Origin of the sequence: Pseudomonas sp. B21-035, from assembly GCF_024748945.1 — a bacterium.
GTDB lineage: Bacteria > Pseudomonadota > Gammaproteobacteria > Pseudomonadales > Pseudomonadaceae > Aquipseudomonas.
On the sequence record NZ_CP087179.1, the window covers coordinates 1,881,858 to 1,902,624 of the forward strand.

22 protein-coding genes and 1 riboswitch are annotated in these 20,767 nt (G+C 64.2%); of the genes, 8 read left to right on the forward strand and 14 right to left on the reverse strand.

Features of this window, described 5'->3' with window-relative positions:
- Positions 1–53 precede the first annotated feature (53 nt).
- From fabB to LOY22_RS08670, 5 genes are all read right to left on the reverse strand, one after another.
- The gene (gene fabB / locus LOY22_RS08650; RefSeq protein ID WP_045202187.1) at positions 54–1,274 is read right to left on the reverse strand and encodes a beta-ketoacyl-ACP synthase I; all 1,221 of its coding nucleotides are present in this window, start codon (positions 1,272–1,274) and stop codon (positions 54–56) included.
- 11 nt (positions 1,275–1,285) lie between these two features.
- Positions 1,286–1,801 (reverse strand): 3-hydroxyacyl-[acyl-carrier-protein] dehydratase FabA, encoded by a 516-nt coding sequence (gene fabA, locus LOY22_RS08655; protein WP_045202185.1) that lies wholly within the window; start codon positions 1,799–1,801, stop codon positions 1,286–1,288.
- A 205-nt stretch (positions 1,802–2,006) separates the two neighbouring features.
- The gene (locus LOY22_RS08660; RefSeq protein WP_045202183.1) at positions 2,007–3,935 is read right to left on the reverse strand and encodes an ATP-binding protein; all 1,929 of its coding nucleotides are present in this window, start codon (positions 3,933–3,935) and stop codon (positions 2,007–2,009) included.
- Entirely contained in the window at positions 3,932–4,825 is an 894-nt protein-coding gene (locus tag LOY22_RS08665; RefSeq protein ID WP_258597116.1) for an ABC transporter substrate-binding protein, read from the reverse strand. Before LOY22_RS08665 ends, LOY22_RS08660 begins: the two co-directional genes overlap by 4 nt.
- Positions 4,825–6,936, reverse strand: a complete 2,112-nt coding sequence (locus LOY22_RS08670) for a TonB-dependent siderophore receptor (RefSeq protein WP_195883432.1) — start codon at positions 6,934–6,936, stop codon at positions 4,825–4,827. The genes LOY22_RS08665 and LOY22_RS08670 overlap by 1 nt, the downstream gene beginning before the upstream one ends.
- A 171-nt stretch (positions 6,937–7,107) precedes the next feature.
- On the opposite strand from LOY22_RS08670, the gene LOY22_RS08675 reads away from it, so the two are divergent.
- From LOY22_RS08675 to LOY22_RS08710, 8 genes are all read left to right on the forward strand, one after another.
- A complete protein-coding gene (locus LOY22_RS08675; protein ID WP_045202177.1) occupies positions 7,108–8,133 on the forward strand; it encodes an NAD(P)H-dependent glycerol-3-phosphate dehydrogenase in 1,026 nt (341 codons plus the stop codon).
- A 13-nt stretch (positions 8,134–8,146) separates the two neighbouring features.
- Positions 8,147–8,494 (forward strand): DUF4389 domain-containing protein, encoded by a 348-nt coding sequence (locus LOY22_RS08680; RefSeq protein ID WP_045202175.1) that lies wholly within the window; start codon positions 8,147–8,149, stop codon positions 8,492–8,494.
- Complete coding sequence (sixA, locus tag LOY22_RS08685) at positions 8,491–8,946, forward strand: phosphohistidine phosphatase SixA (RefSeq protein WP_045202173.1); 456 nt, start codon at positions 8,491–8,493, stop codon at positions 8,944–8,946. Before LOY22_RS08680 ends, sixA begins: the two co-directional genes overlap by 4 nt.
- A 100-nt stretch (positions 8,947–9,046) precedes the next feature.
- Positions 9,047–9,394: a hypothetical protein gene (locus LOY22_RS08690; RefSeq protein WP_045202171.1), complete on the forward strand. Its 348-nt coding sequence runs from the start codon at positions 9,047–9,049 to the stop codon at positions 9,392–9,394.
- A 92-nt stretch (positions 9,395–9,486) separates the two neighbouring features.
- Positions 9,487–10,281: an alpha/beta fold hydrolase gene (locus LOY22_RS08695; protein ID WP_093385316.1), complete on the forward strand. Its 795-nt coding sequence runs from the start codon at positions 9,487–9,489 to the stop codon at positions 10,279–10,281.
- Positions 10,278–11,132: an alpha/beta hydrolase gene (locus tag LOY22_RS08700; RefSeq protein WP_093385311.1), complete on the forward strand. Its 855-nt coding sequence runs from the start codon at positions 10,278–10,280 to the stop codon at positions 11,130–11,132. The genes LOY22_RS08695 and LOY22_RS08700 overlap by 4 nt, the downstream gene beginning before the upstream one ends.
- A gap of 145 nt (positions 11,133–11,277) precedes the next feature.
- Positions 11,278–12,045 carry a DUF4892 domain-containing protein gene (locus tag LOY22_RS08705; RefSeq protein WP_249744445.1) on the forward strand — a complete coding sequence of 256 codons (768 nt, stop codon included), beginning with the start codon at positions 11,278–11,280 and terminating at the stop codon, positions 12,043–12,045.
- A gap of 12 nt (positions 12,046–12,057) precedes the next feature.
- Positions 12,058–13,110 (forward strand): AI-2E family transporter, encoded by a 1,053-nt coding sequence (locus LOY22_RS08710; protein ID WP_045202231.1) that lies wholly within the window; start codon positions 12,058–12,060, stop codon positions 13,108–13,110.
- 9 nt (positions 13,111–13,119) lie between these two features.
- Here the strand turns inward: LOY22_RS08710 and LOY22_RS08715 are convergent, their stop codons facing one another.
- The 9 genes from LOY22_RS08715 to LOY22_RS08755 form a co-directional block, all read right to left on the reverse strand.
- The gene (locus LOY22_RS08715; RefSeq protein ID WP_010224632.1) at positions 13,120–13,614 is read right to left on the reverse strand and encodes an Lrp/AsnC family transcriptional regulator; all 495 of its coding nucleotides are present in this window, start codon (positions 13,612–13,614) and stop codon (positions 13,120–13,122) included.
- Positions 13,615–13,626: 12 nt separating this feature from the next.
- Positions 13,627–14,478: an ABC transporter ATP-binding protein gene (locus LOY22_RS08720; RefSeq protein ID WP_258597117.1), complete on the reverse strand. Its 852-nt coding sequence runs from the start codon at positions 14,476–14,478 to the stop codon at positions 13,627–13,629.
- A 3-nt stretch (positions 14,479–14,481) separates the two neighbouring features.
- A complete protein-coding gene (locus LOY22_RS08725; RefSeq protein WP_258597118.1) occupies positions 14,482–15,195 on the reverse strand; it encodes an ABC transporter permease in 714 nt (237 codons plus the stop codon).
- Positions 15,192–15,917: an ABC transporter permease gene (locus LOY22_RS08730; RefSeq protein ID WP_038996184.1), complete on the reverse strand. Its 726-nt coding sequence runs from the start codon at positions 15,915–15,917 to the stop codon at positions 15,192–15,194. Before LOY22_RS08730 ends, LOY22_RS08725 begins: the two co-directional genes overlap by 4 nt.
- 75 nt (positions 15,918–15,992) lie before the next feature.
- On the reverse strand, positions 15,993–16,772 hold the full coding sequence (locus LOY22_RS08735; RefSeq protein WP_045202161.1) for an ABC transporter substrate-binding protein: 780 nt from the start codon (positions 16,770–16,772) through the stop codon (positions 15,993–15,995).
- Between the two features lie 248 nt (positions 16,773–17,020).
- Positions 17,021–18,067 (reverse strand): ornithine cyclodeaminase, encoded by a 1,047-nt coding sequence (locus tag LOY22_RS08740; protein WP_093385303.1) that lies wholly within the window; start codon positions 18,065–18,067, stop codon positions 17,021–17,023.
- A 20-nt stretch (positions 18,068–18,087) separates the two neighbouring features.
- Complete coding sequence (gene ctlX / locus LOY22_RS08745; RefSeq protein WP_093387627.1) at positions 18,088–19,005, reverse strand: citrulline utilization hydrolase CtlX; 918 nt, start codon at positions 19,003–19,005, stop codon at positions 18,088–18,090.
- A 133-nt stretch (positions 19,006–19,138) separates the two neighbouring features.
- On the reverse strand, positions 19,139–20,071 hold the full coding sequence (locus LOY22_RS08750; protein ID WP_093385298.1) for an ABC transporter substrate-binding protein: 933 nt from the start codon (positions 20,069–20,071) through the stop codon (positions 19,139–19,141).
- Positions 20,068–20,454: a ferredoxin gene (locus LOY22_RS08755; protein ID WP_045202155.1), complete on the reverse strand. Its 387-nt coding sequence runs from the start codon at positions 20,452–20,454 to the stop codon at positions 20,068–20,070. Before LOY22_RS08755 ends, LOY22_RS08750 begins: the two co-directional genes overlap by 4 nt.
- 105 nt (positions 20,455–20,559) lie before the next feature.
- Positions 20,560–20,764: riboswitch (cobalamin riboswitch) on the reverse strand.
- Positions 20,765–20,767 lie beyond the last annotated feature (3 nt).

Genomic DNA, 20,767 nt, shown 5'->3' on the forward strand with positions numbered 1-20,767 from the left:
CAAACAAAAACGCCCCGACGAGTCGGGGCGTTTTGAGTGCAAGGGGCCAGCCCTTACTTGCCAGCCCAGCGCTTGAGTACCAGGGTAGCGTTGGTGCCGCCGAAACCGAAGCTGTTGCTCATCACGGTATCGATCTTGGCGTTTTCCTGGGTCTTGGTCAGTACCGGCAGGTCGGCCACTTCCGGGTCCAGCTCGTCGATGTTGGCGGAACCGGCAATGAAGTTGCCTTCCATCATCAGCATGCAGTAGATCGCTTCGTGAACGCCGGCGGCGCCCAGGGAGTGACCGGACAGGCTCTTGGTCGAGCTGATGGCCGGAGCCTTGTCGCCGAACACTTCGCGAACGCCCTTCATCTCGGCAACGTCGCCCACCGGGGTCGAGGTGCCGTGGGTGTTCAGGTAGTCGATCGGGGTGTCGACGGTGGACATGGCCATCTGCATGCAGCGGATGGCGCCTTCGCCGCTTGGCGCGACCATGTCGTAGCCATCGGACGTCGCGCCGTAGCCGACGATTTCGGCGTAGATCTTGGCGCCACGGGCCAGGGCGTGTTCCAGCTCTTCAACCACGACCATGCCGCCACCGCCGGCGATGACGAAACCGTCACGGTCAGCGTCGTAGGCGCGGGAGGCTTTTTCCGGGGTGTCGTTGCGCTTGCTGGACAGGGCGCCCATGGCGTCGAACAGGAACGACTGGCTCCAGTGCTCTTCTTCACCGCCACCGGCGAAGACGATGTCCTGCTTGCCCATCTGGATCTGTTCCATCGCGGTACCGATGCAGTGAGCACTGGTGGCGCAGGCCGAGGCGATGGAGTAGTTCAGGCCCTTGATCTTGAACGGGGTGGCCAGGCACGCCGAGACGGTGCTGCTCATGGTCCGGGTGACGCGGTACGGGCCAACGCGCTTGACGCCTTTCTCGCGCAGGATGTCCAGCGCTTCCATCTGGTTCAGGGTCGAGGCGCCGCCGGAGCCTGCGATCAGGCCGGTACGCGGGTTGGAAACCTGCTCTTCGGTCAGGCCCGAGTCCTTGATCGCGTCGGCCATTGCCAGGTAGGCATAGGCAGCGGCGTGACCAACGAAGCGGTAGATTTTACGGTCGATCAGTTCTTCGAGGTTGAGGTCGATGGAGCCGGAAACCTGGCTACGCAGACCCATTTCGGCATATTCCGGGTTGAATCGGATGCCAGGGCGGCTTGCACGCAGGTTGGCGGAGACGGTCTCTTTGTCATTGCCCAGGCACGAAACGATGCCCAGACCAGTGATAACGACGCGGCGCATGCGGATAACCCTTAGAAGTTGTCAGTGGAGGTGAAGACGCCGACCCGGAGGCCTTCGGCGGTGTAGATCTCGCGACCGTCGACACTGACCGAACCATCGGCGATGGCCATGTTCAGCTTGCCTTTGAGGACGCGCTTGATATGAATGTTGTAGGTGACTTTCTTGGCGGTCGGCAGGACCTGGCCAAAGAATTTCACTTCGCCCGAACCCAGGGCGCGGCCACGGCCCGGCAAACCTTGCCAGCCGAGGTAGAAACCGACCAGCTGCCACATGGCATCCAGGCCCAGGCAGCCCGGCATCACCGGATCACCTTCGAAGTGGCAGGCGAAGAACCACAGGTCCGGGGTGATATCCAGCTCGGCGACCAATTCACCTTTGCCGTACTTGCCACCCTCGGCGCTGATATGGGTGATGCGATCAACCATCAGCATGTTCGGGGCGGGCAGTTGCGCGTTACCTGGGCCGAACAGCTCACCGCGACTGCAGCGCAGCAGGTCTTCCCGAGTAAAGGCGTTTTGTTTGGTCATGCGAGCTCCTCAATAGTCCCCGTGCGGCAGGGGGCAAATCTTCCCGGCCGTCCCAAAACGCTAGCGTTTGAGCCGGCAGCCTACACATAGACTATTGCGTTGTAGTGAAAGTCACAGCGCACGGGGCAAAGAAGTACACTTGTGCACTGAAATTTTATTTTCAAGCCCTTCGCGGCGCTTGTCCAGTCTCTTAGACTGCCGCAATTTAGCATTTATCGCCAGTCACAGCTGTCTGACCGGGCAGCCAGCGTTGCAGAATTTGCTGCAGATCAGTGCGTTTGAACGGCTTGGCCAGGTAGTCGTTCATGCCGGCGTTCAGGCAACGCTCGCGATCGCCCTGCAAGGCATTGGCGGTCAGGGCGATGATCGGCATGGCCGCCGCCTGTGGCAGCAGGCGAATGCGCCGGGTGGCCTCGTAGCCATCGATGATCGGCAGGCGGCAATCCATCAGTGCGGCGGCAAAACGCTGACGTCCGGCCTGGGCCACGGCTTGGGCGCCATCAACTGCAACGCAGACTTCAAAGCCCAGGCTGCGCAGCATCGCTTCGATCACCGTCTGGTTCACCGGATTGTCCTCGACCAGCAGGATCCGTCGGCCCTGGCCGTCGTCTTCGGGGCGGGTCAGGCCACTGGGCAGGCGCGGCGTTTGCGCGGTCGACAGGGCCAGGGGCATTTCCAGGGTAAAAGTCGAGCCCAGGCCTTCACGGCTTTCGCCGCGCAGGGTTCCGCCCATCCGCTCGGCCAGGGTGCGGGCGATCGACAGGCCCAGGCCGGTGCCGCCATAACGGCGTGAGATCGAGCTGTCGGCTTGCTGGAAGGCAACGAACATCATCTCCAGGCGGGTGCTGTCGATGCCGATGCCGGTGTCGCGCACCGCGCAGGTGAACCAGATCAGCTGGCGGTCGAGCACCTGCCAGCGCGGTTCGATGTGCACGCTGCCGCGCTCGGTGAACTTCAGGGCGTTGCCGATCAGGTTGAGCAGCACCTGGCGGATGCGCGTCGGGTCGCCCACCACTTGCAGTTGTTCCATGCCCGGCGGCAGGCGCAGTTGCAGCTCCAGCTGGCGCTGCTGGGCCAGGTGCTGGAACGACTGCACACTGCTGCCGATCAGCTCGCCGAGGTTGAAGTCGATATGCTCAAGCTCGAGGTTGGTGCGCTCGATGCGCGAGAAATCGAGGATATCGTTGATGACCTTGAGCAGGTGCCCGGTCGACTCGCTGGCCACCGCGGTGTATTCGGCCTGCTCCTCGTTGAGCGGGGTTGTTTCCAGAAGTTGCAGCATGCCCATGACGCCGTTCATGGGCGTGCGCAGTTCGTGGCTCATCATCGCCAGGAAGTCGGATTTGGCCTTGTTCGCCTGTTCGGCTTCTTCGCGGGCCTGGATCAGTTGCGACATGGCTTGCTGTTGTTCATGGCTAGCTGTGCCCAGGGCGCTGGCAAGGTTGTTGATGTGCCGCGCCAGATGGCCCAGTTCGCTGTCGTCGACCACCGGCAGCGGCGCATTGAACTGCCCTTGCTGGATGGCCTTGACCGCATGGCCCATGTCGCTGATCGGCTTGGCCAGGCTCAGGGCCAGGCGCCGGGCGAGGATAAAGGTGAACAGCAGGGCAAACAGCGCGAGGATCCCGGCCTTGACCACGATTTCCTGCTGGCGCTCGCTGAAGGCATCGTCCGACATGCCGACGATTACCCGGCCCAGATAGTCGTCACCGATGCTCCTGGCCGGTGCGTTGCTGTGCAAAAAGTCGTTGTCCAGGCGGATCTGCTGCAGGCGAATGGGGGCCTGGAACACTTCGACCTGCTGTGCGCGGTTGTTGCTTTCGTCCGGCTGCTCGACATACACGAGGATATGGTTGCTGCTGTCCTGGACCTCGAGAAAGCGCACGTGGGGGATGCTCAAGGTCGCGCGCATGAGGCTTTCGAGCACTTCGTTATTACCGGCGATTACCCCGTATTCGGAGGCCGGGGCCAACTGGTTGGCGATCAACTGACCGGTGTGGTTGAGCTCCTGGCGCAAATCCTGGATACGCACGAAGGTAAAGAAGCTGATCAGCAGCAGGGTCAGCAACAGGGCCGGGCCGAGGCTGATGATCTGCGTGCGGGTGTGGATGTCCCAGCTCAGGCGCCGTCTCATGGTGTGCTTTCTCCTTCGGCCAGGGCCAGGGCGGCGGCGGACGGGTCAATCGCTTCGATGCCCAGGGCGCGGGCCACCTGCTGGTTGCCGAGCACGTTGAAGTGATCCGGATAGAGCGTGCGTGGCCAGCGACTGGGGGCCTGGTTGAGCAGCCGCTCGAGCACCGCCAGCCAGTCGTCCTGATCGCTCAGGGTACTGGCCAGGGCGCCGGCCTTGACGAAGCCGGCATTAGGCCCGATCAGCGCCATTTGCCGGCCATAGCTGCTGAGCAGAACGTTTTTCGCCGTTTTCGAGTTGTACAACTGTGGATCGTCGATGCCCAGCAGTACATCGCTGTTTTGCAGAAGACTTTGCAGTGGGCGGCTGTCGCGCAGGTCTGGCCAGGCTTCGGCGATGATCTCCAGGCCCAACGGGCTGGCCGCCTTGCGCAACTCGTCGAGCAGAAACTGGCTGTGCTCGGCATACAGCACGCCCACGCGCTTGGCCTGCGGCAACAGGTAGCGGGTCAGGCGCAGCTGGCGGGCCAGCGGCGGGTCGCTCCATAGCAGGCTCAGGTAAGGCGGGCGCAGGCTGCCCAGACGCTGTTGGGCCTGGACGCGGCTGACGCGCAAGGCCAGCGCCGGTGGACCGGCGCTTTCGCTCAGGCGCCATTCGAGGCTGGCGCCATCGAGCAGGATCAAGCGGGTGGCGGCTTTAATCTGGCTCGGTCGGGGCAGCTCGGCCACCGGTACGAAGCGCACCTGGTCAGCCGGGCGGCGCTCGCGCAAGGCGTCGACGAAGCTGCGTACGCCGGGGTTGTCCTGGCTGGCAGTGAGCAGGATCTCACTGGCCGACAGGCTGCCCAGGGGCCACAGGCAGACCAGCAGCAGCCAGCGCCGCAGGCGGCGCATCAGAACGCCAGCTCCGCACTGAAAGACAGCACGTGACGGCTGTCGTAGCGGTTGTCGTAGATGGTCGTCGGCTCGTCATCCAGGCGCTGCTGGAGCATGCCGGCCAGCTCCAGGCTGGTACGATTCCAGCGCAGGTGCTTGGCCACGCGTAAATCGACGCGTTCGAAGCGGTACTGGTTGAGGGCATCGTCGCCGTAGTAGAACAGCGCACTGGACCAGCCGCCGCCCCAGTTCCGCAGCCAGCCGGCCGAACCGCTGTTGTGGGCGCTCAGGCGCCGGTCGGCCGGGTTGCTGGCCCAGGCATCGACGTAGGCGTAGGTCAGGCGCAGGCGATCGGCCGGGCTCAGGCGCCAGTCCAGCTGCGCTTCGCTGCCGCTGAAGCGGGCCTTGTTGCTGTTGCTGGCAATGTACTGGTTGTTGCGCAGCGGTTCGCTGATCATGCCGGTGATTTCGTCGTAGAACAGCTTGAGGTCGACGCTCAGGTCGGCATCGGCGAAGTAACCGTTATAGCCCAGTTCCCGCGAGCGCATGCGCTCTTGCTCGAGATCGCCCGGGCCGCGGGTCTTGACGAAGTAATCGGCGTCGCGCTGGCCGAAGGCGCCAGGTTCCAGGTTATTGACCCGGTAGCTCCAGTTGACGTTGTTCTCGAACATGTCCGGCGAGCGCACCGCCTCCGAGTACACCGCGCGCAGGCCATGGCGCGGGGTGATCAGGTAGTTGACCGCCACCCGCGGGGTCAGCGAGCTGCCGGACAGCCGGGCATCTTCGTACATGGCCCCGCCCTGGAGGATCCAGTGCTCGTCGGCGCGCCATTCCAGGTGGCCGAACAGGCGCCAGGTGCTGTCGTCGAGGCTGCCATTGAAGTAAGTCTGCGAGTCGGCGCGGTCGTAGCGGTAATTGGCGCCACTGACCAGGCGCAGGCTGTCGGACAGGCTCAGGGTGTCCTGCACTTCAAGGTCGTAGCGGGTTTCCCGGGTGCTCTGGTCGATGTCGCCGCACACCTGCTGCGCGCCGCCGTTGCGCCATTGCTGCTGGACTTGCGTTGCCAGCGCGGTCTCCTCGCTGCTGCCGGCGGGCAGGGGTGAGGTGATGTTGCGCGCCACCTGCTCGGCGTAGTTCGGGTTCAGGCGCCAGAGCTGGGTCAGTTGCGGGCTGAACGACAGCGCCGCATCGCAGGCGCGCCACACCTGTTCACGTTCCCAGTGCTGGGCCGAGCCCTGGATGTACAGGCTATGGTTCGGGTTGAAGTCGATGTTCCAGCGCAGCGAGCCGGCGTAATCCTTGGCGTTGAGGTCGGCGTTGTTGCCGGCGGCAGTAACGTAGGGAAACACTGGTTTATAGGTATAAGGACGCTGGTCACTGCCTTCTTTGGCCGCGAACTGCCACTCCAGGCTCTGGTTGCTGGCCAGGGTGTGGCTGGCGCTGAGGTTCAGGCGGTTCAGGCGGCGGCTGTCGCGGTAGTCCTGGCCCAGGTGGTTCTCGTCGAAGCCGTCGTCCTGCATGCCCGACAATGACAGACGCAGGTCGCCACCGTCCCAGCCCAGGCCCTGGCTTGCGTACCAGTCATTGATGCCGCGCTGGCCACGGGTGACTTTCAAGCGCGTGCCGTGGCTGTCGGCCGGGCTGCGGGTGAGGATATTGACCACCGCCATCAGCGCATTGGCGCCGTAACTGACGGTGTTGGGGCCGCGGAACACCTCGATGCGCTCGATGTCTTCCATGGCCAGCGGGATATCGCTCCAGTCCACCGTGGCCAGGCCTGCGCGGTACACCGAGCGGCCGTCGATCAGCACCTGCATGCGCCGGGCATCGTTGACGTTGCTGCCGTGGTAGTTGACCGTCGGCTGGTTGCCGGCGCCGTAGCCGATCATCATCCCCGGCACCAGGCGCAGCAGTTCGGGTATGTCGCGGGCGCCGCTGGCGCGGATCAGCTCGTTGTCGAGCACGGTCATGCTGCCCGGCACCGCCGCTGGCGATTGCTTGAGGCGGGTGGCGGTGAGCACTTGCGGCAAAGCCTGGCTGTCGACGAACAGGTCGTCAGCCACACTGGGGCCGCTGAGCAGGGCAGTCAGCAGTAATAAAGGGCGTTTGCAGGTCGGGCCAAAAGACACAGTGCGGCCTTGGTAACAGGTTCAAGTCGGGCATGTTAACCGAGTGGTGGGCATTTTCCAGTCATGGCGCGACGCATCCCAACGGCGATTCGGTCATCTGCCACTGGCTCTGGCACCGGCGCTCCGTATAATGCGCAGGTCGCCACTTAAATTGGTTTTAACGGATTGGATATGACTGAACAGCAGCCAGTTGCAGTTCTGGGAGGCGGGAGTTTCGGCACCGCCGTGGCGAATCTGCTGGCAGAAAACGGTGTTCGGGTGCGCCAATGGATGCGCGACCCCGAGCAGGCCGAGGCCATGCGCAGCAACCGCGAGAACCCGCGCTACCTCAAGGGCATCAAGTTGCATGCCGGGGTCGAGCCGGTCAATGATCTGCTGGCGACCCTGCAGGCCTGCGAGCTGATCTTCGTCGCCTTACCTTCCAGCGCCCTGCGCAGCGTGCTGGCGCCCCACGCCCAGTTGCTGGGCGGCAAGATGCTGGTCAGCCTGACCAAGGGCATCGAGGCGCAAAGCTTCAAGCTGATGAGTCAGATCCTCGAAGAAATCGCCCCCCAGGCGCGCATCGGCGTGCTGTCCGGGCCGAACCTGGCCCGCGAAGTGGCCGAGCACGCGCTGACCGCCACCGTGGTCGCCAGTGAAGACGAGGCCCTCTGCCAGCAGGTCCAGGCTGTGCTGCACGGGCGCACCTTCCGTGTTTATGCCAGCGGCGACCGCTTTGGTGTCGAGCTGGGCGGGGCGTTGAAGAACGTCTACGCAATCATTGCCGGGATGGCCGTGGCCTTGGGTATGGGCGAGAACACCAAGAGTATGCTGATTACCCGCGCCCTGGCCGAGATGACCCGCTTTGCCGTCAGCCAGGGCGCCAACCCGATGACCTTCCTGGGCCTGGCCGGGGTCGGTGACCTGATCGTCACCTGCTCCTCGCCCAAGAGCCGCAACTACCAGGTCGGTCATGCCCTGGGCCAGGGCCTGAGCCTGGACGAGGCGGTCAGCCGCCTGGGCGAAGTGGCCGAAGGGGTGAACACCCTCAAGGTGCTCAAGGTCAAAGCCCAGGAGGTCCAGGTGTACATGCCCCTGGTCGCCGGCTTGCATGCGATCCTGTTCGAAGGCCGGACCCTGACCCAGGTGATCGAGCTGCTGATGCGTGGCGAGCCGAAAACCGATGTCGACTTTATCTCCACCAGCGGTTTCAACTAAGCAGGAGCAGGACATGAACGATTCTTCAAACCAGACCCAGCGCGAGTCGATCATCTTGCGCGTGCTGTGGATGCTGGTGTTCCTGGTGGTCTGGCAATTGGCCGAGCTGCTGCTCGGTGGCCTGGTGCTGGTGCAACTGATCTACCGGCTTATCTACGGCGCACCGAGTGCCAGCCTGATGAATTTCGGCGACAGCCTCAGCCAGTTCCTGGCCCAGATCGGCCGCTTCGGCAGCTTCCACAGTGACCAGAAGCCCTGGCCATTCGCCGACTGGCCAACCCCGCGCGCGCCTGAAGGCGAGGCTGCCCACAGCGTGCCGCCGGCAGCGCACCCGGTGCGCGACGAAGAGCCGAAGCTGTGAAGTTGTGGGTGCTGCGTCACGGCGAAGCCGAGCAGCGGGCCAACACCGATGCCGAGCGCCGTCTCACCGCCCATGGCCGCGAGCAGGTGCTGCGTAGCGCGGCGCAGTTGCTCGGGCAGCCGCTGCAGGTGATTCTCGCCAGCCCCTATGTGCGCGCCCAGCAGACTGCGGCGCTGGTCCACGAAGCCCTCGGCTTCGGCAAACCGGTGCAGACTGTGCCGTGGCTGACCCCCGATAGTGACCCGCACGCGGTAATCAGCGAGCTGGAGAACCTGGGCGTGAACGAAGTGTTGCTGGTCAGTCACCAGCCGCTGGTGGGCAACCTGGTCAGCCTGCTGGCGCATGGCAGCCGCCAACCTCCGGCGCCGATGAGCACCGCCAGCCTGGCCGAACTCGAGGGTGAGTGGCCGCTGGCGGGGCTGATGACCTTGCGTGGCCTGAATCATCCATAAATCCGCTGATCGACCTAGCATTTTTACCAGTTGTCCTGCCCGGTACACCTTGTTAGCGTGCAATCAAGTTGCGGGGCAGGGTGTCCCAGGGAATTGGACTATGAGCAGTAGACATCTGGATCTGGTGTACTCGGCCGACGTGCAGCCGGCGCTCGACAAGGTGCAAAAGCACCAGGCGCTGGACTTTGCCGAGTACCGCATGTTGCAGGACAGCGCCGACGCCAAGCTCGACTACCTGCTGCGCAAGTTCGAAGGCCAGTACGAGCTGGAGCAACTGCGCCAGGCCAGCATTCGCATGTCACACCTGCTGCAGACCAGTTGCCTGGCCCTGCGCCGGCTTGAGCTCGATGTCGAAGACAAGCGTCGCGCCCGCGAAGCCCTCGAGCAGCAACTGGCCTATATGCAGGCCTGCCTGCGCCGCTCGATGGCCAGTTTCGGCGAGTATTGACCTGATTGCCGTCGCCGATGGCTTTTCCGGACATTGCCGCCACGGGTGCGGTTGCCGACAATGAGCCATCACTTCCTTCTGGATTGGCGGCCATGTCGCAGCAGATCTTCTTCGCCCATGCCAATGGCTTTCCCTCGGCCACCTACGGCAAGCTGTTCGCGGCGCTGGCGCCGGACTATCAGGTCAGCCACCTGGCCCAGCATGCCCACGATCCGCGCTTTCCGGTCAACGACAACTGGCAGAACCTGGTCGACGAGCTGATCCATCACCTGGAGCAACAGCCGGGCCCGGTCTGGGGCGTCGGGCATTCTTTGGGGGGTGTGTTGCATCTGCATGCGGCGCTGCGCTGCCCGCAGTACTACCGCGGCGTGGTGATGCTCGATTCGCCGGTGTTGACCCGGGTCGACCAGTGGCTGATCCAGGCCGCCAAGCGCATGGGCTTCATCGATCGCATCACCCCGGCCGGGCGCACCCTGGGCCGCCGCGAAGCCTTTGCCGACCGTGACAGCGCACGGGCCTATTTCGCTGGCAAAACGCTGTTCCGCCATTTCGATCCCGAATGCCTGGACGCCTACCTTGAGCATGGCTTGCAGCCCGGCGCAGACGGCTTGCGCCTGCGCTTTGACCCGGCTACCGAGATCAGCATCTACCGCAGCCTGCCGCACACCAGCCCGAGCCCGGCCAAACAGCTGCAGCTGCCCCTGGCCATGGTCCGTGGCAGCCACAGCCGGGTGGTCAAGCGCCATCACGCCCTGGCCGTGCGTGGCATGCCCAGGGGCGAATACCACAGCCTGCCGGGCGGTCATATGTTTCCGCTGGAGCACCCGAGCGATACCGCCAGCCTGATCAAGGGCCTGTTCGAGCGCTGGCAGGACACCCCGACATGAGCACTGAAATGGAAGAAGTACGCCTGAACCTGGGCCATATCGAGCTGGCCGCGCACCTGTTCGGCCCGGCCGACGGCTTGCCGGTGATTGCCCTGCACGGCTGGCTGGACAACGCCAACAGCTTTGCCCGCCTGGCGCCCCGGCTCAAGGGCCTGCGCATCCTCGCCCTGGACCTGGCCGGCCATGGCCATTCCGAGCATCGCCCGGCCGGCGCCGGCTACGCCCTGGCCGACTACGCCCACGATGTACTGCGGGTGGCCGAGCAGATGGGCTGGGAGCGCTTTGCCCTGCTCGGGCACTCGCTGGGGGCGATCATTTCGGTGCTGCTGGCCGGCGCCTTGCCCGAACGCATCACCCGCCTGGCCTTGATCGACGGGGTCATCCCGCCCACCAGCGGCCCGCAGGATGCCGCCGAACGCATGGGCATGGCCCTGCAGGCGCAACTGCGCCTGGACAGCAAGCGCAAGGCCGTGCACTCGACCCTCGAGCAGGCCATCGAGGCACGCATGAAGGGCCTGGTGGCGGTCAGCCGCGAGGCGGCCGAGCTACTTGCCCAGCGTGGGCTGATGCCGGTACCCGGTGGCTACACTTGGCGCAGCGACAGCCGCCTGACCCTGCCATCGCCCACGCGACTGAACCAGGCCCAGGCCATGAGCTTCGTGCAACGCATCGCCTGCCCGGCGAAACTGGTGGTGGCCGCCGACGGCATGCTGGCGCGCCACAGCGAGTTGCTCGAGCAGCTACCCTTTGAGCGAGAACAACTGCCGGGCGGTCATCATCTGCACCTGAATGACGAGGCCGGCGCAACCCTTGTTGCAGACTGTTTCAATCGCTTCTTTGGCATTTCTTGACTTGTGACCGGCAACTGTCGAGGCTTGGCGGGTTGAACAGGGAGACAACCATGAACGAGCAAGACAACGCCACATCATTTGACCACCTTGACGCCCCGCGCTCGGTGACGAGCCTATGAGGCTCAAATTGCTTACCCGGGCGGCCATGGCCGGGCTCGGCGTTCTCGCCAGCCTGCCGTTGCTGGCCGACGGCCTGCCGGTTCCGCTGGACGCCAAGGTGGTCGATCAGCGCGCGGCGGTACCGCAGGAGCGCATCTACCCCTTGGGCGGCCTGCGCAAGATCAGCAATCAGCTGCGGGTCGAGGGCAAGATCGAAAGCCGCGGCCAGGTCAGCTCCACCACCTATGAGCTGCCCCGCGAGCGCAGTGCCAACGAAGCCTTCACCGCCGCCCGCGAAGCCCTGCAGAACGATGGCGGTTATCCGTTGTTCTGGTGCCAGGCGCGTGATTGTGGCGAGAACAGCCTGTGGGCCAACGAGGTGTTCAAGAACCGCACGTTGTCGGGTGCCGACGAGCAACAGGCGTTCATTCTGCTGCGCCGCTCCGCCGAGCAGAGCAACACCCTGGTCGCCCTGTACAGCATCACCCGTGGCAACAAGCGTGCTTACCTGCACGTCGAAGAGTTCGTCGCCGATGCGCCCCTGGGCGAGTTGCTGCCCACGCCAGCCACCTTGATGCGCGAACTGCTCGACACCGGCAAGCTCGACTACCCTGACTTGAACGGCGAGCCGCCTGCGGCCTGGGTCAACCTGATCGGGCGCAGCCTGAACAACAACACCACCTTGCGCGTGAGCCTGAGCGGGGCCAAGGCGCAAGACTGGCGTGAGCAACTGGTAAAGGCCGGGGTGCGTCCAGCGCGACTGGAAGTGGGTAGCGCCGAGACTGATGGTTTCCACGTCGAACTGATTCGTTGATCGAGAAACATGATGCCCAATAATGACCGCCTGCTGGTGCAGATCATCCTGCTGGCGCTGCTTGGCGCAGGCCTCTGGGTGATGGCACCGTTCATTTCGGCGCTGCTCTGGGGGGCCATCCTGGCCTACGCCAGCTGGCCGCTGATGCGTCTGTTGACGCGCCTGCTCGGCGGTCGCGAAACCCTCGCCGCAGGGTTGTTGACCACCTTGTGGATATTGCTGGTGGCGTTGCCGCTGGTGTGGCTGGGCTTCAACCTGGCCGACCATATTCGCGATGCCACCGCCTTCGTGCGCGACGTGCAGGTCGATGGCCTGCCCGATGCGCCGGGCTGGCTGGGCAGCGTGCCTTTTGTCGGCGAGCGCCTGGTGGGCATGTGGAACACCATTGACCAGCAAGGCGCTGCGTTGTTGGTCACCATCAAGCCGTACCTGGGCCAGGTCGGCAACTGGCTGCTGGCGCGCAGCGCGCAGATCGGCAGCGGCATTCTCGAGCTGACCCTGAGCCTGGTCTTCGTGTTCTTCTTCTACCGTGACGGGCCGCGCCTGGCGGCGTTTGTCCTGCGCCTGCTGGACCGCCTGATCGGCGAGCGCGCCGAGTACTACCTCGAACTGGTGGCAGGTACCGTGCAACGGGTGGTCAACGGCGTGATCGGCACCGCTGCGGCGCAAGCGGTACTGGCGCTGATCGGCTTCCTGATTGCCGGTGTGCCAGGGGCGCTGGTGCTGGGGATCGTCACCTTCATGCTCAGCCTGATTCCCATGGGCCCACCGCTGGCCTGGGTGCCGGCTACCGCCTGGCTGGCCTGGCAGGGCGAGTACGGCATGGCGGTGTTCCTCGGCCTCTGGGGTACCTTCATCATCAGCGGCGTCGACAACGTGCTCAAACCCTACCTGATCAGCCGTGGCGGTAACCTGCCGCTGGTGATCGTCTTGCTCGGGGTGTTTGGCGGCTTGCTGGCCTTCGGCTTTATCGGCCTGTTCATCGGCCCGACCTTGCTGGCGGTGGCCTACAGCCTGTTGCTCGATTGGTCGCGCAGCGGGCCGGTGGCGCCGCCGCGTACCTGAGTTGGTGGCCTAGAGCTGGGGGGCGGTGTTCTTCACCACCGCCAGCTCCGGGTGGGCGACCAGCTTGTCGATGTGCAGCTCGTCGTTGTTCATCCAGGTTTCGGTCAGCACCCGGTAGTGCTCCATGTCACGGCAGCGCATGCGCAAGCTGTAGTCGAAGTGGCCACTGATCAGCTGGCAGTCGAACACCTGCGGGCAGGCGCGCACGCAGGCCTCGAAGGCCTTTTGCGCGGCGCGCCCGCTCTGGTTGGAGAGGGCCACCAGCACCAGCAGCGACAGCCCCGGCGAAACCATCTGCACATCGATGATCGCGCCATAGCCGCGAATCACTCCGCGCCGTTCCAGCTTGCGCACCCGTTCCAGGCATGGGCGAGGGGTGAGGTGCACCAGCGATGAGAGCTTTTCATAGGTGATGCGCCCGTTGTGGCGCAACACATCGATGATCGCTTCGTCGATCCGGTCCAGGGGCGGCGTGGTCTGTGGGCTGTTGACCTTGGTATCCATGCAGGTTCGGCTTCACTTCAAACGGTTGGAAAGAAATTGCTGCAGGCGTTCGCTCTGCGGCTGGTCAAGTATCTCGGCGCTTCCTTGTTCCTCGACCCGGCCCTGATGCAGAAACAGCACCTGGCTCGACACTTGGCGGGCAAAGCCCATCTCGTGGGTGACCATGAGCATGGTACGGCCTTCCTCGGCCAGCGTCTGTATGACTTTCAGCACTTCACCAACCAGCTCCGGGTCGAGGGCCGAGGTCGGTTCATCGAAGAGGATGATTTCCGGCTCCATGGCCAGGGCCCGGGCAATCGCCACCCGCTGTTGCTGACCACCGGAAAGAAACGCCGGGTACTGGTCAGCGGCGCGGGCCGGCAGGCCGACCTTGTCCAGGTACTTGCGTGCCCGCGCTTCGGCTTCCTGGCTGCTGACCCCGAGCACCCGCCGCGGCGCCATGCAGATGTTCTCAAGCACCGTCATGTGGCTCCACAGGTTGAAGTGCTGGAACACCATGGCCAGGCGCGTGCGCAGGTTCTGCAACTGCGCCGGGTGCGGCGCCCGGCTGCCGGCGCGGCCCTGGCGCATTTTGATGGTCTGCTGATCGAGGGTGATGACCCCGGCATCGGGTTGCTCAAGGAAGTTGATGCAGCGCAGCATGGTGCTCTTGCCTGAGCCGCTGGCACCGATCAGGCTGATCACGTCGCCTTTGCGCGCCTGCAGCGAGACACCCTTGAGCACTTCATGATCGCCGTAGCGTTTGTGCAGGTCGGCAACGCTCAGTTTTACCGTGGCGTCGGCGGCGACGTTGGCAATGCGCGGGCTTGGACGTGTGCTGTGAGTGTGTTCGCCGGTCGACAAGGCGTGTGCGGTAGTGGTCATGAGTTAGCCTCGGGCAGGAACAAGAAAACCCATCCAGCGCCGCTCGGCCAGGCGAAACAGCCCGACCAGCGCGAAGGACAGCAACATGTACAGCAGTGCCGCGGTTCCGAAGGCCTGGAAGGTCAGGAAGGTGGCGGCATTGGCATCGCGGGCGACTTTGAGGATGTCGGCGATGGTGGCGGTAAAAGCCAGCGAGGTAGCGTGCAGCATCAGGATCAGCTCGTTGCTGTAAGCCGGTAATGAGCGGCGCAGAGCCGCCGGCAGCACCACGAACAGGTTCAGCTTCCAGCCGTGCAGGCCGTAGGCCTGGGCCGCTTCGATCTCGCCATGGGGGATATTGCGAATCGCCCCGGCGAAAATCTCCACGGTGTAGGCGCAGGTATTGAGCACGAAAGCCAGCAGGGTGCAGTTCAGCGCATTGCGAAAGTACTGGTCGAGCAGGGCGTGATCGCGCACCACCTCCAGCCCGTACAGGCCGGTGTAGCAGATCAACAGCTGGATATACAGCGGCGTGCCGCGGAACACGAAGGTGTAGAACTCCACCGGCCAGCGCAACCACAGGCTGCGCGAGACCCGCGCCAGGGCCAGCGGCAGCGACAGGAAAAAGCCCAGGACCATGGTGATGACGAACAGCCACAGGGTCATGGCCAGCCCGGAAAGCCCGGCGCCGTCACTGTAGAGGTAGGCCTGGCCGTATTGCTCAAAGAGTTCGATCATCGTGCCAGCCCCTTGATACCGGTGTTGTAACGCCGCTCCAGGTGCTTGAACAGACGGTTGGAGAGGGTGGTGATCAGCAGGTACACAAGCCCGGCGATGATCAGGAAGTACAGGGTGTTGTTGGTGGTCTTGCCGGCGTTTTGTGCGGCCTTGACCAGGTCGGCCAGGCCGATGATCGACACCAGCGCAGTGGACTTGAGCAGCACCAGCCAGTTGTTGCCAAGGCCCGGCAGGGCGAAGCGCATCAGTTGCGGGAACAGCACCAGGCGAAAGCGTTGCGCGCGGCTCAGACCGTAGGCCGTGGCGGCTTCCAGTTGCCCGGCCGGGACGCTGAGGATCGCCCCGCGAAAGTTCTCGGTGAAATAAGCGCCGTAGATAAAGCCCAGGGTGATGACCCCGGCGGTGAACGGGTCGATCTCGAAGTAGTCCCAGCCGAGCAGCTCGGTCAGGTCGTTGAGCCACAATTGCAAGGTGTAGAAAATCAGCAGGATCAGCACCAGGTCCGGCACACTGCGAATCAGCGTGGTGTACAGAGTGGCCGGTACCCGCAGCAGTTTCAGCCGCGAGAGCTTGGCGCTGGCACCGAACAGGCCCAGTGCCAGGCTCAGGGCCAGCGACAACAGCGCCAGTTTCAGGGTCATCCAGGTCCCTTGCAGCAACAGCGGGCCGAAGCCCTGCAGGCTCAAGGCCTGCCAGCCATGGGAGTGAAGGAAGTCGTTCACGGGAAAAATCTCGGTAGGACGCAGGGCAAATGCGGGCGCGATCAGCTCAGGGCGAGCCGATCGCGACTACACGGCTTACTCGTTGTAGATATCCAGGTCGCCGACGTATTTTTTCTGGATTTCGGCGAAGGTACCGTCGGCGTGCACCGCGGCAATGCCTTTGTCGAGCAGGGCCTTGAGCTCGCTGTCGTTCTTGCGCAGGCCCATGGCGATATCCAGGGGCAGGGTCGGGTCCTTGATCGCCGGGCCGCTCTTGAAGTCGGCGCCTTCGGGTTTGGAAAGGAAGTTGAGCTGGGCTTCGAGCTTGTCGGTCAAGGTGGCGTCGAGACGGCCGTTGAGCAGGTCGGCGTAGTTCTGGTCCTGAGCCTGATAAGCCTTGACCTGGGCCCCCAGCGGCGCCAGTTTGGCGCGGGCGTAGGCTTCCTGCAGCGAGCCTTGCAGCACGCCGACCTGCTTGCCTTTGAGCGATTCCGGGGTATCGCCGAAGTCGGCGCTCTTGCGCACGATAACCGAGGTCGGGCTGAGGAACAGTTTGGCGCTGAAATCGATCTGTTTCTGCCGCGCCGGGGTCACCGCCATCGACGACATGATCGCGTCGAACTTGCGTGCCCGCAGGGCCGGGATCATGCCGTCGAATTCGTTGTGCACCCAGGTGCATTTGACCTGCAGCTTGGCGCAGATGGCGTTGCCCAGCTCGATGTCGAAGCCTTGCAGGCTGCCATCGGCAGCAACCGATTCAAAAGGGGGGTATTCGGGGTAGACGCCGAAACGGATCTCGGTCCATTCCTTGGCCTGCACCGCACTTGCGCACAGTGGCAGGAGCAGCACGCTGAGGAGCTTTCGCAGCGAAGTCATATGAGTATCCCTGAGTTTTATAGTTGATGTAGGGCAGTGGTGCGCTTCTGGTCTTTTAGTGACTCTCTGGTCGGGCTCAGAATGCGCGATGACGACGTTTTTTTTGTGTCGTTTGCGCCGGCGTCGGCTGCCGGATTATGCTGTTAACGCGTGAATGGCAGCCGAATCGGCTGGAGCACCTCCTGTTTGAGCTTCGTGTGCAGCGGTTTCCGATCTGCCGCACCGCGGCGCGGCAGAATCGGTCGGCCTCAGGCGCGTTTTTTCTGCAGGTCTGCAACCGGGGCGCGCAGCAGCGCGAACAGGTCTTTCGGGTCCTTGAGCTCCGGCACCAGGGCAATCTCGCTGCCGATGTCCAGGGCCTTGGCGACGTCCAGCACATAGCGCAGGGCCGAATAGTCCTCTAGAGCAAAGCCGACCGAGTCGAACAGGGTCACTTGCTCGGCGTTTTCGCGCCCGGCGGCCTGGCCGTTGACCACTTGCCAGAATTCGGTGGTGGGCGAGTCGGCAGGCATTTGCTGGATTTCGCCTTCGATGCGGCTTTGCGGTTCGTACTCGACGATCACCCGGGCGCGCTCGACGATCTCGCGGTGCAGTTCGGTCTTGCCCGGGCAGTCGCCGCCGACGGCATTCAGGTGCATGCCAGGTTCGATCATTTGCGGAGTGAGGATGGTGGCGTAGGCCTTGTCGGCAGTCACCGTGGTGACAATATCGGCGCCGCGCACCGCGTCGGCGACAGAGCCGGCAACGCTGACCTTGATGGCCGGGAAGGCGGCGAGGTTGGCCACCAGCTTGGCGCTGGCCGCAGGGTCCAGGTCATACAGGCGGATGTCGTCGATGCCCAGCAGGGCATGGAAGGCCAGGGCCTGGAACTCGCTCTGTGAGCCGTTGCCGATCAGCGCCATGCTGCGGCTGTTTTTGCGCGCCAGGTAGCGCGCGGCCAGGGCCGAGGTGGCGGCGGTGCGGATGGCGGTGGTCAGGGTCATCTCGCTAAGCAGCACCGGCGCGCCGCTATCAACGTCGCCCAGGGCGCCGAAGGCCATCACTGTGAGCATGCCGCGCTGGGTGTTTTTCGGGTGGCCGTTGACGTACTTGAAGGCGTACAGGTTGGCATCGGACACCGGCATCAGCTCGATCACCCCGTCGGCCGAGTGGTTGGCCAGGCGCGCGCATTTTTCGAAGTCGTGCCAGCGCAGGTAGTCCTCACGGATGTACTCGGCCATCTCGCTGATGCAGGTGCTCAGGCCTTTGCGTGCCACCAGGCGGCTGAGGTCGGTAACGTCGATATAGCGGGTCATGGTGAACTCCTTTGTTGTAATCAGTGACGGACAGGCAGGTGCACTTCGGCGAGCATGCAGCGCGCGCTGCCGCCGCCGATGCGCTCGATATGGTCGATGTTCACCACCACCGGGTGGCTGTGCTGCTCGACCTGCCGGCGTTGTTCTGGGGTGAGCGAGCGCCAGGCGCTGCGCGACATCACCAGCAGTGGCTGGCCTTGCTTGTCGTGGACTTCGAGCATGTTGCCGGCAAAACCTTCGAGCTGGTCGAAGTCCAGGGCCAGGATGTCCTTGCCGGTGTCGCGCAGCGAATGCTCCAGGGCGCGACGCTCATCGGCCTCGGGCAGCGCCTGCAGGCAGACCACCGAGAGCCCGCGGCCGACGCTCATCATCACGTTGCTGTGATAGATCGGTGCCTGGTGGCGGTCGACGGCGTGGAACAGGCACAGGCGATAATCGAGCTGTTCGGCGAACAGGCGCAGGGCCTGGGTGTGGGTGCGCCCGGAGTGGCAGGCGTAGCTGATCCGGTGTTCGCGATCGAGGACCATGCTGCCGGTCCCTTCCAGATACATACTCTGCTGTTCCAAGGGGCTCAGATCGATGGTCTGACGGACGGCGAAGCGCTCTTCAAGCACCTTGAGCACGCCCTTGCTGCGCTCCAGGCGGCGGTTCTGGCCCTCCATCGGGTAGAGCACCAGGCTGCCGTCGGCGTGGCTGCTCCACCAGTTGTTGGGGAAGATCGAATCAGGGGTGTGCGGCGCCGGGGTGTCCTGCACCACCAGCACTTCGACACCGTGCTGGCGCAGGGTATCGACGTAGCCATCGAACTCTTCCAGCGCTTTCTGCTGTGCCTGCTGCGGGTCGAGCAGGGCTTGCTGGAAACGGTTGTTGAGGGCGGTGTCCGGGTTGAAGGCGAACCGCGCCGGGCGGATCATCAAGACTGTATTTGTTGTTTGCATCGAGGCACGCATCCGGGGTTGGCTGTGTGCTTATTGTCGACGTGATCAAGGATAAATCCCGGCTGAAGCGCATTGGGTGCTCAGCCGGTAAAGCTGAAATAGTGGGTTTGGCAGCGGATTCTGCTGCGACGGGTCAAGGCCGCTGTTGCTTCAAGGCGAGCAGTTGGCGCGCCAGGGTCAGGGCGGTACGGGCGCTGTGTTCGCCGGGCACGATATGGCTGAAGGGCAGGTCGATCAGGCGGTCGTCGCGCACCGCGCGCAGGTGCGAAAGCGCCGGGTGCTGGCGCAGGTAGGCGCGCTTGCCGGCGGCCGGTGACCACACCGCATCGGCAAGGATGATCACGTCAGGATCGGCGCGCAGCAGGCGCTCGGCATCGACCGTAACCCGGTTCAGCTCCACCTCGGCGTACAGGTTGCGCCCGCCTGCTGCGTCGATCAACTGGGTGATGAAACCGCGCTTGCCTTCGCTTTGCAGGCCGTTGACCTCGCTGTCGAGGTAGAACACCGACAGCGGCGGGCTGTGCCCGGCGATGGTTTTGGCGGTGGCCAGGTCCTGGCGCTGGCGGGTGATCAACTGGCTGGCCCGGGCCTCGCGCTGCAACAGGTGGCCAAGGCTGCGCAGGTCTTGTTCAATGGCGGCAAAGCCGTTTCCCGGCGCTGGCGCGCAGGCGTTTTCCAGCAGGTAGCTGGCGATGCCGTTGGCCTGCAGGGTGGTGCGCGGCGCGACCCCGTCGCGGTCACGAAAGGCGCTGGCAAAGCCGCCGACCAGCAGGTCGTAACCTTGGGCATAGACCACCTCGGTTGCCGGGTAGCGACGCGACAGCAGGGGGACGCCGCGATAGCGTCCGCTGGTCAACGCCTGGGCGTCATCATCTATATAGCTGACGGCGGCCAGCGCCGGGCCGGCGTCCAGGGCCAGCAACAGGTCGGCGGCGTGCTGGTTGAGGGCCAGGATGCGTTGCGGGCGCTCCTGTGGCAGTTGCCAGGTGTGTCCGCAGTTCTGATAGTCCAGGGCCATGGCGCTGCTGCTCAACAGGGCCAGCACGCTGGCGCCCAACCCCCTCATGAGCCCTGGCCGTTGAGCAGCAACTCGGGCACCGGTTGGCCGTCGATCAGGTGCACACGCACCAGGCGCTGAGCGTCTTCGGCGTTGGCTACCCGGTACCAGCAGCGGTCCGGATATACCGTCAGCACCGGGCCGAGGTTGCACGGGAACTGGCAATGGCTGCGGGTCAGCAGCACGCCGTCAGTGGTTTCGATGCGGTTGGCCACCAGCAGCTCGCGGCGCAGGACTTTCCACAGTGGCAGGGCACCGCGTTGTACGCAGCGCGGGCCGGTGCAGAGCATCACATGGCGGGTATGCTCGGGGATCTGCGACCACTCCGGCTTGCTCTGGATTTGCTCTTCGGCGAGGCGGCCGCGGCGACGTTTGGGGGTTGTTGCTGTCATGGACTTCTCGAAAAATATTCGCGAAGCGCACAGGAGGGCCCCGGCCAACACGCGCCAGGCAGCCGGCTCGTGCCCGCCCTCCGCAGGTTTGCCTAATTGACTGCATGCAGTCGTGGGGCTTCAGGCCGGTCTCCGGGCTTGCGAGGCGTAAAGTCATTCGCCTTCCCGTGCCTGTGGGCACAGTGGCGTGTTGAATGCTTCACTCGCTTACCGTTGCGGGGGCAGCGCCGGACTGGTCGATAACGACGCACCGGCTTCCCGTTTCACCTGACGCACGGCGGCGGCAGGCACCTGAAACTGGCAGGCATCTGAC